At 63.3% G+C, this 14,430-nt stretch carries 13 protein-coding genes; 8 read left to right on the plus strand and 5 right to left on the minus strand.

The genetic code is table 11. From position 1 onward, the window contains the following. The first annotated feature begins 17 nt into the window (after nucleotides 1-17). The 8 genes from GLX_RS13900 to uraH are packed head-to-tail and all read left to right on the plus strand — an operon-like array spanning nucleotide 18 to nucleotide 7,505. A complete protein-coding gene (locus GLX_RS13900; RefSeq protein WP_014106598.1) occupies nucleotides 18-251 on the plus strand; it encodes a DUF4089 domain-containing protein in 234 nt (77 codons plus the stop codon). Continuing rightward, entirely contained in the window at nucleotides 248-1,618 is a 1,371-nt protein-coding gene (locus GLX_RS13905) for an AtzE family amidohydrolase (protein ID WP_014106599.1), read from the plus strand. The genes GLX_RS13900 and GLX_RS13905 overlap by 4 nt, the downstream gene beginning before the upstream one ends. After that, nucleotides 1,619-3,211, plus strand: a complete 1,593-nt coding sequence (locus tag GLX_RS13910; RefSeq protein ID WP_014106600.1) for a gamma-glutamyltransferase family protein — start codon at nucleotides 1,619-1,621, stop codon at nucleotides 3,209-3,211. Between the two features lie 2 nt (nucleotides 3,212-3,213). Continuing rightward, the gene (locus GLX_RS13915) at nucleotides 3,214-4,476 is read left to right on the plus strand and encodes an allantoate amidohydrolase (protein ID WP_014106601.1); all 1,263 of its coding nucleotides are present in this window, start codon (nucleotides 3,214-3,216) and stop codon (nucleotides 4,474-4,476) included. Further along, nucleotides 4,473-5,702, plus strand: a complete 1,230-nt coding sequence (locus GLX_RS13920) for a pyridoxal-phosphate-dependent aminotransferase family protein (protein ID WP_014106602.1) — start codon at nucleotides 4,473-4,475, stop codon at nucleotides 5,700-5,702. The genes GLX_RS13915 and GLX_RS13920 overlap by 4 nt, the downstream gene beginning before the upstream one ends. 14 nt (nucleotides 5,703-5,716) lie before the next feature. Beyond that, nucleotides 5,717-6,628 carry an allantoinase PuuE gene (gene puuE / locus GLX_RS13925; RefSeq protein WP_014106603.1) on the plus strand — a complete coding sequence of 304 codons (912 nt, stop codon included), beginning with the start codon at nucleotides 5,717-5,719 and terminating at the stop codon, nucleotides 6,626-6,628. A gap of 8 nt (nucleotides 6,629-6,636) precedes the next feature. Then, a complete protein-coding gene (uraD, locus tag GLX_RS13930; protein WP_041247456.1) occupies nucleotides 6,637-7,152 on the plus strand; it encodes a 2-oxo-4-hydroxy-4-carboxy-5-ureidoimidazoline decarboxylase in 516 nt (171 codons plus the stop codon). Next, complete coding sequence (gene uraH / locus GLX_RS13935) at nucleotides 7,149-7,505, plus strand: hydroxyisourate hydrolase (RefSeq protein ID WP_014106605.1); 357 nt, start codon at nucleotides 7,149-7,151, stop codon at nucleotides 7,503-7,505. The genes uraD and uraH overlap by 4 nt, the downstream gene beginning before the upstream one ends. Nucleotides 7,506-7,733: 228 nt before the next feature. Here uraH and GLX_RS13940 read toward each other — a convergent pair whose 3' ends face one another. From GLX_RS13940 to GLX_RS13960, 5 genes are all read right to left on the minus strand, one after another. Beyond that, nucleotides 7,734-8,762 (minus strand): isocitrate/isopropylmalate dehydrogenase family protein, encoded by a 1,029-nt coding sequence (locus GLX_RS13940; protein ID WP_014106606.1) that lies wholly within the window; start codon nucleotides 8,760-8,762, stop codon nucleotides 7,734-7,736. Between the two features lie 172 nt (nucleotides 8,763-8,934). Then, nucleotides 8,935-10,707, minus strand: coding sequence for an aminopeptidase P family protein (locus tag GLX_RS13945; RefSeq protein WP_014106607.1), 1,773 nt, complete (start codon nucleotides 10,705-10,707; stop codon nucleotides 8,935-8,937). Nucleotides 10,708-10,736: 29 nt separating this feature from the next. Further along, nucleotides 10,737-11,255 (minus strand): GNAT family N-acetyltransferase, encoded by a 519-nt coding sequence (locus GLX_RS13950; protein ID WP_014106608.1) that lies wholly within the window; start codon nucleotides 11,253-11,255, stop codon nucleotides 10,737-10,739. Beyond that, nucleotides 11,248-12,150, minus strand: a complete 903-nt coding sequence (locus GLX_RS13955; RefSeq protein WP_014106609.1) for a 50S ribosomal protein L11 methyltransferase — start codon at nucleotides 12,148-12,150, stop codon at nucleotides 11,248-11,250. Before GLX_RS13955 ends, GLX_RS13950 begins: the two co-directional genes overlap by 8 nt. Further along, entirely contained in the window at nucleotides 12,151-14,361 is a 2,211-nt protein-coding gene (locus GLX_RS13960; RefSeq protein ID WP_014106610.1) for an ATP-dependent helicase, read from the minus strand. Nucleotides 14,362-14,430: the final 69 nt, after the last annotated feature.

Genomic DNA, 14,430 nt, shown 5'->3' on the forward strand with positions numbered 1-14,430 from the left:
CGGGAGATGATGAACAGATGAGCAGTGCTGCAAGCCTTTCCCCGCCCGCGCCCGGTAATGGCGCAGGCGGACATGATGACCGTAAGGGTCCACCCGTATCCGACATGGCGCGGATGATCGGGCTGTCCATTCCAGCGGCAAGCCTGCCCGATGTCGTAACGAATGCCGTGCTGCTGCAGGGCTATGCCGACATGCTTGCAGGTTTCGTACTGCCCGATACGTGTGAACCAGCCTATGAGTACACGCCATGAGCGGTGATACCCAGGCCATGGGTGCGGCCTTTGCCATTGCGGCCGACGTAAAGGCTGGCCGCCGCACCGCCGTCTCGGTCGTGACCGGGGTGATCGCGGATATCGAGGCGCGGGACACGCGCTTCAACAGCGTAACCCGGATCCTTGGCCCCGCTGCTGTGGCGCAGGCGGAGGAAGTGGACAGGGCCGTGGCGGCAGGCCGCGACCCTGGCCCGCTGGCGGGCGTGCCCTTTGGCGTGAAAGACCTGTTTGACGTGTGCGGTGAAGTCACGACCGCAGGCTCCATCGTGCTGCGTGACAACCTGCCCGCAACACAGGATGCCACCGTGGTGGCCCGCCTGCGCGCGGCAGGGGCCGTGCCGGTGGCCACGCTGAACATGGATGAGTTCGCCTACGGTTTTTCCACCGAGAACGCGCATACCGGCACCACGCGCAACCCGCATGATCCGACACGCCTGGTCGGCGGTTCGTCGGGCGGGTCGGCGGCTTCGGTCGCGGCGGGGATGCTGCCGTTCACGCTGGGATCGGATACCAATGGCTCGATCCGTGTCCCGTCCGCGCTGTGCGGGGTGTGGGGGATCAAGCCCACTTATGGGCAGATGCCGCTGCAGGGGGTCTATCCGTTCGTGGCCAGCCTTGATGTGGTTGGCCCGATGGCGGTCACGGTTCAGGATCTTCAGGCTGTCTATACCATCATGGCGGGCCGGAGCCTGACGCTGCCTGCCGTGGGGGATGTGCGTGTTGCGCGCCTTGGCGGCTGGTTTGCCCATAACATCAGTGCGGAAATGGCAGCCGGACTGGATGGGGTCATGGCGCATCTTGGCAGTGGCAGGGTGATCGAACTGCCTGAAGTCGCGCGCGCGCGGGCATCCGCCTTCCTGATCAGTGCAGCCGAAGGGGGCAACCTGCACCTGCCGCGCCTGCGCTTGCGTTCCATGCAGTATGATCCGGCAACCCGTTCACGACTTATGGCCGGGGCGATTCTGCCTGCCGCCACTTTCGTGCAGGCGCAGCGCTTCCGTCGCTGGTTCCGCGCACAGGTGCATGAAGCACTGGCGCAGGCCGATGTGCTGATTGCCCCCACCACCGTGGGGATCGCACCGCGTATTGACCAGCCCACCATCATGCTGGATGGCAAAAGCGTATCGGCCCGGGCCAACCTTGGCATTTTTACCCAGCCGATCAGCCTGACGGGCCTGCCTGTGCTTGCGGTGCCGCTTGCAGTAGATGGCATGCCGCTTGGCATCCAGCTTGTGGGTGCCCCCGGTGGCGAGGACCGGCTTTTTGCCGTAGCGGCCGAACTCCAGCGCGCGGGACTGGCGGCCTGCAGGCCGCTGGATGCAGGTTACGCGCGAAAGGACGCCTGAATGCTCAATACCCCACGCTCATGCCGGGGGATGGTCACATCCCCCCACCATCTGGCCAGCCAGGCTGGGCTGGACGTGCTCAAGGCCGGTGGCACCGCGCTGGAGGCCGCCGTGGCAACGGCGGCCGCCCTTGCCGTGGTCTATCCGCACATGACCGGTATTGGCGGGGATGCCTTCTGGCTCACCATGTGGCCCGATGGCCGCGTGGAAACCATAGATGCCTGCGGGGCGGCGGCGGGGCGGGCCGATGCGGGGTTCTACCGTGCAGCCGGGCTGGACGCCATTCCGTGGCGTGGCCCGCTTGCGGCCAATACGGTGGCGGGCACCGTATCTGGCTGGAACATGGCGCTGGCATGGAGCCACGCCATGGCGCCGGGCCTGCCGCTGGGGCGCGTGCTGCGTGATGCGCTGTACTATGCCGAACAGGGTGCGCCCGTAACCGCAAGTGCTGCCGAACTGACAGCCCGGAAAGCCGACGAACTGCGCGATGTGCCGGGTTTTGCTGCACAGTTCATGCCCGGTGGCCGCCTGCCACAGGTGGGCGATATCCTGCATAACCCCCGCCTTGCCGGCACGCTGCGCCAGTTGGCGGATCAGGGGCTGGACAGTTTCTACCGTGGCAAGGTGGCGCGCGAACTGGCCGCTGACCTGGCCGATCTGGGCAGCCCGCTTACGCTTGCGGATCTACAGGCCCATCGCGCCAGCCACCAGCCCGCACTGCATGCCCGTATTCATGGGGCAGACCTTTACAACATGGCGCCCCCCACGCAGGGCGTGGCCTCACTGCTGATCCTGGCCCTGTTCGACCGGCTGCGCGCGGGGCAGGTGGATGATTTCGATTACCTGCATGGTCTGGTGGAAGCAACCAAGCAGGCCTTCCGCTATCGTGACACCCATGTGGGCGATCCCGCCTACATGACCGTGCAGGCGCAGGACATTCTTGATGACCGCAAGGCGCTGGATCGTATGGCAGCCAGCATCGACCCCAACAGGGCGGCACCGTGGCCATGGCCATCACAGGCGGGGGATACGGTCTGGCTGGGCGTGATCGATTCTGACGGGCTGGCCGTAAGCATGATCCAGAGCCTGTATTTTGAATACGGCTCGGGCATCGTGCTGCCGCGCACCGGCGTGGTCTGGCAGAACCGTGGCACCAGCTTCGGCCTTGACCCGCAGGGGTGGAACGGCCTGCAACCAGGACGCAAGCCCTTCCATACCCTCAACCCCGCCGGTGCCCGACTGGATGACGGGCGCACCATGGTTTACGGCACCATGGGTGGTGAGGGGCAGCCACAGACGCAGGCGGCCCTCTTTACCCGCTATGCCCGTTACGGCGTACCGCTGCAACAGGCGGTTACCGCGCCGCGCTGGCTGCTGGGCCGGACCTGGGGCGAGGCCAGTGTGAGCCTGAAATACGAGGACCGCTTCAACCCCGAAGTTATCGCCCGCATGCAGGCGGCTGGTCATCAGATGGAACGGGTGGAGGCATTTTCCTCCATCATGGGGCATGCCGGTGCGCTGGTGCGCCACCCGTCCGGCCTGCTCGAAGGGGCGAGTGATCCCCGTAGTGATGGAAGTGTGGCAGCATGGTAGCCATGATGGAAACTCTTGATATCCCTTCGGGCGAGCGCGCCATTGCCCGCTGCGCTGAACTGGGGCGCGCGCCATATTCGGACATGGAAGGCGGGTTGTTCCGGCCCTATCTCGGCCCGGCTTACCGCGCCACGTGCGAAAAACTATCCCAGTGGATGGCGCAGGCGGGCATGAGCACGCGCATGGATGCGGCTGGCAACCTTGTGGGCCGGTATGAAGGACTGGTCCCCAATGCGCCGGTGGTACTGCTGGGCTCGCATATCGACAGCGTGCGTGATGGCGGCTTCTACGATGGCATGCTGGGCGTGATCCTGAGCATCGAGACGGTGGCGTATTTTGCCCGCGCGGGCAAACGCTTCCCCTTCGCGCTGGAAGTCATCGGGTTTGGGGATGAGGAAGGGTCGCGCTTTCCGACCGGCATGCTGACTTCCCACGCCGTGGCAGGCGTGCTGAAGGCACCCGATCCGGCCATGCCTGACTGGGCCGGGACCGCAACGCTGGCGGGCGCGCTGGAAGGCTTCGGGCTGGATGTGGGGCGAATGCATGCCGCATCCCGCAAGGGCGACCCGGTCGTGGCCTATGTTGAAGCCCATATAGAACAGGGCCCGGCGCTGGAGGCCGAGGAGCGCCCGCTGGGCGTGGTCAGCGCCATTGCGGCCCAGCAGCGTTACAGCCTTGTCCTGCGTGGTATGGCGGGACATGCGGGCACGGTGGCCATGGCGCTGCGGCGCGACGCGCTGGCTGGTGCGGCCGAGATCATTCTTGCCGCCGAGCGGGTCGGGCGCGCGGGTACGGACGGGCTGGTGGCCACGGTCGGTTCTCTCGATGTGGTGCCGGGGGCGGCCAATGTGGTGCCGGGCGAGGTGGTGATGAGCCTTGATGTCCGTGCCGGTACCAATGCCGCGCGCGATATGGCCGTGGCGGAGATACTGGATATCGCCCGCCAGATCTGCCGCGCGCGCGGGCTGGAAATCGACATGACCCTCAAGCAGGACCTTGATGCCACGCCATGTGACGCCAGGCTGACCGCACTCATGGAACAGGCCGCAGGCAGTGTTACCGGCATGCCCGCACCCCTGCTGGTCAGCGGGGCAGGACATGATGCGATGATCATGGCGCACCTGGTCCCCGTTTCCATGCTGTTCATCCGTTGCGCGGGAGGGATCAGCCACAACCCCGCCGAATCCGTGACGCAGGCGGATACGGAGGCGGCCCTGCGTACCATGACGACCTTTACCGGACTTCTTGAAAGACATTTTGGATGACCCAGACTTTCTACGGCCAGATCAACCCTCCCGCCCGGCTGCTGATGGGGCCGGGGCCGGTCAACGCCCATCCGCGCGTGCTGCGCGCCATGGCAGCCGACATGCTGGGACAGTTCGATCCCGAGATGACGCAATACATGAACCAGACGATGGACCTCTACCGTCAGGTATTCATGACCGAAAACCGCTGGACCCTGCTGGTCGATGGTACGGCGCGCGCGGGGATTGAGGCGGCACTCGTCTCGCTGGTCGAACCGGGCATGAAGCTGTTGATCGTGCGTGCGGGTCGCTTTGGCCTGCTGCTGTCCGAAATTGCGAGCCGCATCGGGGCCGAGATCGCAACGCTGGACATTCCGTGGGGGGAAGTGGCCACGCTGGAACAGGTCGAAGCCGCGATCAAGGCCCACCGTCCGCAGGTTCTGGCCTGCATCCATGGCGATACCTCCACCACCATGGCCCAGCCGCTTGATGGTGTGGGCGCGCTGTGCCGACAGTATGATGTGCTGTCCTATGTCGATGCCACGGCAACACTGGGCGGCATGCCGGTTGCGACTGACCGCTGGGGCGTGGATGTGGTCAGCGGTGGCCTACAGAAATGCATGGGTGGGCCGCCGGGTTCCGCGCCCATCACCATTTCCGACCGGGCGGCGGCGCATATCTTCGCCCGTCGGCATGTGGAAGCCGGTATCCGTGGCAGTGATACGACCGATGGGGTGCGCGCGCGCATTCCGTCCAACTATCTCGATCTGGCCATGATCATGGATTACTGGTCCGAAAAGCGGCTCAACCACCATACCGAGGCAACCAGCATGCTGTACGCCGCGCGTGAAGCCGCGCGCATCATGCTGGAAGAAGGGCTGGAAGCCCGCTTCGCCCGGCATGCCAGCGCTTCGAAGGCCATGTGCGCGGGCCTGCGCGCCATGGGGCTGGACCTGTTTGGCAGCGATGCGCACCGCATGACCAACGTGACGGGCGTGTACATTCCCGAAGGCATTGATGGCGAGCGCGTGCGCACCCGCATGCGTGAGGATTTCGAGATCGAGATCGGCTCCGCCTTCGGCCCGCTACAGGGCAAAATCTGGCGCATCGGCGCCATGGGCTACAATGCCGAAAAGCACAAGGTGCTGCTTACGCTGGGTGCGCTGGAAGCCGTACTGCGCGCCGAAGGTCACCGGTTTGGCGCAGGCGCGGGCGTGGATGCAGGCCTTGCGGCTTATTGCGCGTGATGGGGGGCAGGTTCATGTCTGAATCCACGCCCTATCCGCGTGATCTTGTCGGCTATGCAGGCAACCCGCCCGCTGCGCAGTGGCCCGGTGGCGCGCGCATCGCGGTACAGTTCGTGATCAATTACGAGGAGGGAGCCGAGAATTCGGTCCTGCATGGTGATCGCGGATCGGAGGCTTTCCTGTCTGAAATGGTGGGGGCCCAGTCCATTCCCGGTGCACGCGCCATTGCGATGGAAAGTCTGTATGAATACGGATCTCGTGCCGGGTTCTGGCGGCTGCATCGTATCTTTACCCAGCGCAGGCAGCCGCTTACGGTGTTTGGCGTAGCGGCCGCCATGGCGCGCAACCCACAGGCCGTGGCCGCCATGAAGGAAGCGGGGTGGGAGATTGCCTCCCACGGATTGCGCTGGATTGATTACCAGCATGTGCCCGAAGCGGTGGAGCGGGCGCATATTCACGAATGCATTGCGCTGCATGCCAAATTGACCGGTTCGCGCCCGCTGGGCTGGTATCAGGGCCGCACCAGTCCCAATACCGCCCGCCTGATCGCGGAAGAAGGCGGCTTTGTCTATGACGCGGATTCCTATGCCGATGACCTGCCGTATTATGACCGCAGCCATGGTCGTGCGCAGTTGATTGTGCCGTACACGCTGGATGTGAATGACATGCGCTTTGTGGCCCTGAACGGCTTTACCGAAGGCGAGCAGTTCTTCACCTACCTGCGCGACACGTTTGATGAACTGTATGAGGAAGGGGCCGACAGGCCGCGCATGATGTCGGTTGGCCTGCACTGCCGTATTGCGGGCCGTCCGGGGCGTGCGCGGGCGGTGGCGCGCTTCCTTGATTATATTGCCGCGCGCGAGAAAGTATGGGTGGCAACCCGGCTTGATATCGCACGCCACTGGCAGAAGGTGCACCCGGCATGAGCGGCGTGATGGACCGGGTCAATACATTGTCTGCCGTGCAGTTTGTCGAACTGTTTGGCCCGATATACGAACACTCCCCCTGGATTGCCCAGCGCGCGCATGCCCATGCTCCTTTTGCCGATATGGATGCCATGCTGGCGGCCATGCGGCATGAACTGGGCCAGGCGGCGGATAGGGAACGGATGGCCCTGATCCGCGCCCATCCCGAACTGGCGCAACGCATGGGTGTGGACCCGACACTGACATCGGCTTCCGCTACCGAGCAGGCTTCCGCCGGACTGGACCGGTTGACACCAGATGAATTCACGACCTTTCGTGCCCTGAATGACGCCTATGCGGCCAAATTCGGTATCCCGTTCATCATCTGCGTGCGGCGGTCGGATAAGGACGGCATCCTGAACGGGATGCGCACCCGGATGGAAAATACACCGGAAGCCGAACAGCAGGCTGCCTTGCGTGAAATCAACAAGATTGCCGCCCTGCGGCTGGCGGATGTGCTGGCGCGGCTGGAGCAGGAACCATGAGCACCCTTTCCACCCATGTTCTCGACCTTGTATCGGGCAGGCCCGCCGCTGGCATGACGATCAGTCTGTGGATGGGGCAGGAGTGCCTGTTCCGTGGCGTGACCAACGCCGATGGCCGTTGCCCTGAACTGAGCCAGCATACAGGCGAGATGCAGGCCGGTTCTTACCGGCTGGAATTTGCCGTGGCGGCGTATTTCCGCGCGCGCGATGTCGCACTGTCTGATCCGCCGTTTCTTGATATCGTACCGATTGCCTTTGGCATGGCGCAGGTGGCACCGGGGGAAAAGGGCGGTCATTACCATGTGCCACTGCTGGTCTCGCCCTATGGGTTCTCGACCTATCGGGGTAGCTGATTAAAAAAGAATAAAAGTTTTTGGGTGTCGCCTTTTTTCAAAACGGCGGCATCTTCCGAAGCTTTTTGGAAAAAGCTTCACCAAAAAACTTTTATAATTTCAGGATATTATTGAGCCTGACTTTTCAAACAGCCTCTTAACCTGGAACTTCTTTGACAAAAAGGGGCCGTGGCGTCTGATCCGCCACGGCCCCTTTTTTATTTATTTCCCCATGATGGGAGAAATGGATCAGACCAGCGCCTGCTTCAGGGCAGCGGTCAGGTCGGTCGTGCTAGCCTTGCCGCCCAGATCGCCCGTGCGCACGGCGCCCGAGGTAATGACCTTCTCGATGGCCTTGTCGATGCGGGTGGCCAGATCCTGGCGGCCCACATGCGCCAGCATCATGTTGGCAGCCAGCAGCAGCGAGGTCGGGTTGGCCTTGTTCTGGCCCGCGATGTCGGGTGCCGAACCATGAACGGCTTCAAACACGGCAGCCTTTTCACCAATGTTCGCACCCGGCGCCAGGCCAAGCCCACCCACCAGGCCGGCGGTCAGGTCGGACAGAATGTCACCGAACAGGTTGGTGGTGACAATGCAGTCATACTGCCACGGATCGGTTACGAGCTGCATGGCGCAGGCATCGACAATGCGCTCGTTCACTTCCACGCGGCCTTCGTATTCCTTGGCGACCTTGCGGCCTTCTTCAAGGAACAGGCCCGTCAGCAGCTTCAGGATGTTGGCCTTGTGCACCAGGGTCACGCGCTTACGGTTGTTCTTGACCGCGTATTCAAAGGCGTAGCGGACGATGCGGTTGCATTCCTTGCGCGTGGTGTAGCCAGCGCTGGTGGCGATGGCGTGCGGGTCCTCACCGTAGGGAATGTAGTTTTCCATCGCCGCGTAATACCCTTCAAGGTTTTCGCGGAAGATGACGAGGTTGATGTTCTCGAACCGGCCACCGGGCACGATGGTCTTGGTGGGGCGGACATTCGCGAACAGGCCGAACTCCTGACGCAGTGTCACGTTGATGGACTTGAAGCCACCACCGACCGGGGTCGTCAGCGGGCCTTTCAGCGCAAGGCCGGTGCGGCGGATGCTTTCGATCGTTTCCTTGGGCAGCGGGCTGCCGGTGGCGTCAAGTGCCGCGACACCGCCAAGCGCCTTTTCCCATTTGAAAGGGGCACCGACCGTATCCAGGATCTCGGTCACGGACTGGACGATTTCAGGCCCGATTCCGTCACCCGGAATCAGGGTGGCGGGAATTGTTTTTTCTGTAGACATTCTCGAACGTCTCCCTTTGTGCTTGCTACTGAAAAGCGTTTCAGCATGCGCACCGGCTTGGCGGACCCGGTTCGTTGCCGGGTGCCCCGTCGGAACTGGTTAAAAGTCCTAGGCCCCCCAGCCCCGTGTGACAATCGGGCCACCGCAGCATGGAAGTGGTTTTGCAGTCACATTATCCGGCGTTAAGCGGTGCGCATGCAACGCCAAGCCATGTACGCTCCTGACTTCCCAGATGTGGGGCGACCCTTTCAAAAACCCGTGCATGATAGGCGTCCAGCCAGGCAATTTCATTTTCCCGCAGGCTGGCCACGTCAATCAGGCGCCGGTCGAACGGGGCAAGGGTCAGGACTTCAAACTGCATGAAACTGCGTCCCGCCTCCGCTGTGGAGGATGGCTGGACCAGATGCAGGTTTTCCAGGCGGATGCCGAAGGCACCGGGACGGTAATAACCCGGCTCGTTCGACAGGATCATGCCCGCCTGTAGCGTTACAGGCCGGAAAACGGGGGAAATGGTGGCCGGTCCCTCATGCACCGACAGGTAGCTGCCAATGCCATGACCGGTGCCATGGTCGTAATCCAGTCCCCCTTCCCACAGCGCATGCCGGGCGAGGGCATCCAGCGCATGGCCGGTTACACCTGTGGGGAAGTGCGCGCGGGCCAGCGCGATATGCCCGCGCAGCACGCGGGTAAAGGCATCACGCACATCCGCCCCCGGCGCGTCCGGTCCGGTCCAGACCGTGCGGGTGATGTCGGTTGTGCCAAAGGGATACTGGCCGCCACTGTCGATCAGATAGACTTCGTTGGGCTGTAGCTTACGATCGGTTTCGGGTGTTACGCGGTAGTGGATGATCGCGCCGTTGGGGCCGGAACCGGAAATGGCAGGGAAGCTTTCCTCGCGGTAATCGGGGCTGGCGGCGCGGAAGCGGTCCAGTTGTTCCGCTGCTTGCAGTTCCGCCGTGCTCAGGGCATTTTCATCCAGCCAGTGCAGGAAACGGCAGATGGCAATCCCGTCCAGCAGGTGGGCGCGGCGGCTGCCTTCCTGTTCGGTTCCATTCTTGATCGCCTTGGGCAGCAGGCACGGATCGCCCTTGCGGATGACCGTAGCCCCTGCATCCTCCAGCGTCTGGATGAACCATATGGCGTTGCTGGCCGGGTCGACCTGCACGCGTGCGCCAGACAGGGCGCGCAGGGTCTCCTCCAGCGCGGCAGGTGGTGCGATGGTCACGGCATCTCCCAGCCATTGCCGCGTCGTGTCGGAAACCTTGGCCGGATCGATCAGCAGCGTGACCCGCCCGGTTTCATGCACGATGGCGAAGGACAGGCTGAGCGGTGTGTACGGCACGTCGCGGCCACGGATGTTCAGCAGCCATGCGATTGAGGCCGGGTCACTCAGCACCAGTGCGGCTTCCCCCGCATCCCGCAGGGCGCTTGCTATGGTCGCGCGCTTGTCCTGACTGGACTGCCCGGCCCATTCTTCGGGTTGCGGCACGCATGGCGTGCAGGGGGCAGGGGGTTGATCGGTCCAGATCCGGTCAACCGGGTTGGCGGGTAGGGCGACAAGCTGCAGCCCCGCATCACTGAACGGGCGCAGCGCGCTCTCGCTGATCAGGCGCGGGTCATAGCCGATCCGGCAGGTTGCGCCATGCCGTGCCAGCCATGTGGCGGGCGGGACCTTGCTGATATGCAGCCGTTCCCATGCGGTGGCGTCCACCTGCTGGTCCATCTGGGTGATGTAGCGGCCATCGGAAAACACGGCTGCCCGGTCCGGCAGCACCGCCGCCATTCCCGCGCTGCCGGTAAAGCCGGTCAGCCATGCCAGACGTTCGGCGCAGGCGGCGACATATTCGCCCAGGTGCTCATCCCCACGAGGCAGGATGAAACCGTCAACGCCCATCTGGTTCAGGACCACACGCAGCGCATCGGGGCGGTTGGGGACTGGGGGCATGGAATGTTCCTTGGTTGTGAGGGGGCAGATCAGTCAGCAGACATGATGCGGTAGAGGAACAGGAGGTCCATCCATCTTCCATATTTCGTGCCGCATTCGGGTAGTAGGCCACCATGCTGGAAGCCAAAGCGCTCATGCAGCCTGCGGGATGCAATGTTGGTGGAGGTAATGCCCGCGATCATCACATGCACATTGGCAGCCTTTGCCCGGTCGCACAGGGCCTGCAGCAGCAGGCTGCCTATGCCGCGGCGCTTGTAGGCCGGGGCGATGTAGAGCGAGTGTTCAACCGTATGCCGGTAGCCCGAAAAGGGGCGGAAGGTCTTCCAACTGCTGTAGCCCGCCACGTTGCCATCGGGCATCTGTGCCACCAGCACGGGAAAGCCACTGGCCTGACTGGTATGGAGCCAGTCCAGTCTGATGGCGAGAGTGGTTTCCTGCGTTTCCCACATGGAGGTACTATTGCGGATGGCATGATTGACGATCTCAACAATAGCCGGAATGTCCTTGTCCGTGGCCTCGCGGACCACGATGCCAGGCGTATCAGCCATGGGGTTTGCGCAGGATCAGCGTGCCCCAGTCCCCTTCACGCAAGTGGCGTTCGAGCACCAGCCCGTGGCGGCGGTGGGCGGCCAGCACCATGCGTACTTGTGTGTTCAGCAGCCCCGCCAGGATGGCCGTGCCACCGGGCAGCAGGTTGTGCGCAAGATCGGCCGCCATGCTGCACAGCGGGCGGGCGAGGATATTGGCGAAGACAAGGTCATAGGGGGCATGGTGGCGGATGGCGGGCGTGGACCAGCCATTGCCAAGGTGGCACGACACAAGGTTGCCCAGCCCGTTCATGGTGGCGTTGCGCCGGGTCACGCGCACGGACCACGGGTCGATATCGGTTGCCAGCACGGGCTTGTGCAGCAGGGCGGCAGCGGCCATGGCGAGGATGCCCGACCCGCAGCCAAGGTCGAGGATACGCTGCGGCCTGCGATACGCCACCATTTCCAGCGCGCGCAGGCAGCCGCGCGTGGAGCCGTGCTCGCCAGAGCCGAAGGCAACTCCCGCATCGAGCGTGATGGTGATGCGCTGCGTGTTGGGCGGACCGTCCAGGTGCGTGCCACGGATGGCGAAGCGCTGCCCCGCAAGCTGTTCGGGAAAGGATTCGTAGGTGCGGGCCAGCCAGCCCTCTGCCTCGGTATGGGCGCGTTCCAGTTCCGCGTCCACGCCGGTGGCAAGGGCCGCCATAATCAGGCCCGCGCGCAGTTCGTCTTCCCCGCTGCCAATGTCCTTTACACCTTCCACCCGCCACAGGGTCTGGCTGTCATCCACCTCGAATATACCAATGGTGGCACACACGGTGGACAGGGCGGATTCATAGGCTTCGACCGCGTCAGGTGGGACCGTGACCGATATGGTTTCCAGTTCTGTGGCGTGACGCCGGGGGGAAAGGCTCATTTATACCTGCTCAACAAATGTATCGATCACCCGCTTGGGGCCTGCTTTTTCAAACGCGACTTCCAGCCGGTTTCCCTCGACCGAGGTAATCGTGCCGTAGCCGAATTTCTGGTGGAATACACGCACCCCCACATTCATGCCCGACCGGGCCGGGGTGGGGGTTACGTCATGCACGCGCTTTGATGCCACCAGCGGGAATGGCGTGCTGCCAAACACGGCGGGGCGGCCAAGGAAGGTGCGCCTGTTGTTGGCTGTATCACCGCGTGTCTCGACATGCTCGGCGGGCAGTTCCTCCACAAAACGGCTGGGAATGGCGGACTGCCAACTGCCGTATATGAGGCGGTTGGCGGCATGGCTTATGATCGCCAGTTTCCGTGCCCGCGTAATGCCGACATAGGCCAGGCGGCGTTCTTCCTCCAATCCCTTCAGGCCGCCTTCATCCAGCGTGCGCTGGGATGGGAAGACCCCTTCCTCCCATCCCGGTAGGAACACGGTGTCGAACTCCAGCCCCTTGGCGCCATGCAGCGTCATGATGCTCATGCTGTCGGCCCCCGAGCGGTCCTCGGCATCCATGACGAGGGCGACGTGCTCAAGGAACCCGCCAAGGTTCTCGTAATCCGCCAGTGAGCGGACCAGTTCCTTCAGGTTCTCAAGCCGACCCGGTGCATCAGGGGATTTGTCGGCCTTCCACATGTCGATATACCCGCTTTCCTCCAGCAGGTGGTCAATGGCGACGACATGCCCCTCGCGGCCCAGCATCTCACGCGTGGTGGCGATGCTTTGCATCAGGGCGGCAAGCTGTTCCTTTGCCCGGCCCTTGATGTCGCCCGCCCCCAGCATTTCCAGCACGGCAGCGGTCAGGGGTATCTGGCGTTCGCGGGCGTGCATGTGCATTTTCTGCAGGCCCGTGGTGCCTACGCCCCGGCGCGGCACGTTTATGATGCGTTCAAACGCCAGATCATCGGATGGCTGGCTGACCACCCGCATGTAGGCGATGGCATCGCGGATTTCGGCGCGTTCGTAAAAGCGCAGGCCGCCGACCACACGGTAGGGTAAGCCAAGGGTGATCAGCCGTTCTTCAAACGCGCGGGTCTGGAACCCTGCGCGGACAAGGATGGCAATTTCGCTCATCGGGTGGCCATCGGCACGCAGGCGTTCGATCTCGGTGCCGACCATGCGGGCCTCGTCATCCGAATCCTGCACGGAAATGACGCGCACCTTTTCGCCTTCCGCATCCTCGCGGCCGGGGTGCAGCGTCTTGCCCAGGCGTTCCTCGTTATGCGCGATCAGGCCCGATGCAGCGCCCAGGATCTGCCGGGTGGAACGGTAATTGCGTTCCAGCCGGACCACCTTCGCACCGGGGAAGTCGCGTTCAAAGCGCAGGATGTTTTCCACTTCCGCCCCGCGCCAGGAATAGATCGACTGGTCATCATCACCCACGCAGCAGATGTTCGCACGCTGCGTGCCCCGGTGTGCCAGCAGCCGCAGCCACAGGTATTGGATGGTGTTGGTATCTTGGTATTCATCCACCAGGATATAGCGGAAGAAGCGATGATACTGCGCCAGTACATCAGGGTGTTTGCGCAGGATTTCGGTCATGTGCAGCATCAGGTCGCCAAAATCGCAGGCGTTGATCTGCTTCAGGCGCTGCTGGTAATCGGCATAGATCTCGGTGCAGCGGCCATTGGCGAAGTCCGTATCCTCGGCTGCCGTAATGGCATCGGGCATCAGCCCGCGGTCCTTCCATCGCTGGATCACGCCCATGATCGCCTGTGGTGGCCAGCGTTTGGTGTCGATGTGGTAGGGTTCAAGCAACTGCTTGAGCAGGCGCAACTGGTCATCGGTATCAAGGATGGTGAAGCTGCTGGTAAGCTCCACATATTCCGCATGGCGGCGCAGCATGCGTGCGCACAGGGCATGGAACGTGCCCAGCCATAGCCCTTCGGCCGACTCCCCCAGCAGCGCGCTGACACGCTCGCGCATTTCGCGCGCGGCCTTGTTGGTGAAGGTTACGGCAAGGATCTGGTTGGGCCGTGCCCGGCCCGATAGCAGGATATGTGCGAACCGTGTGGTCAGCACCCGCGTCTTGCCCGTGCCCGCGCCAGCAAGGACCAGCAGCGGACCATCCGTGGTCTCGATCGCGTCCCGCTGTTCGGGATTGAGTCGGTTCAGGTAGTCCGGCACCTGGCCGGTTGGGATAAGGCTGTCCATGACGCTGTCTTCTATAGCAATCCCGGCGCGGGGGCACCAATGCTATCGGATGTGCCGTTACAATGGTAC

Origin of the sequence: Komagataeibacter medellinensis NBRC 3288 (assembly GCF_000182745.2) — a bacterium.
In the GTDB taxonomy this organism is placed as follows: Bacteria; Pseudomonadota; Alphaproteobacteria; order Acetobacterales; family Acetobacteraceae; genus Komagataeibacter; species Komagataeibacter medellinensis.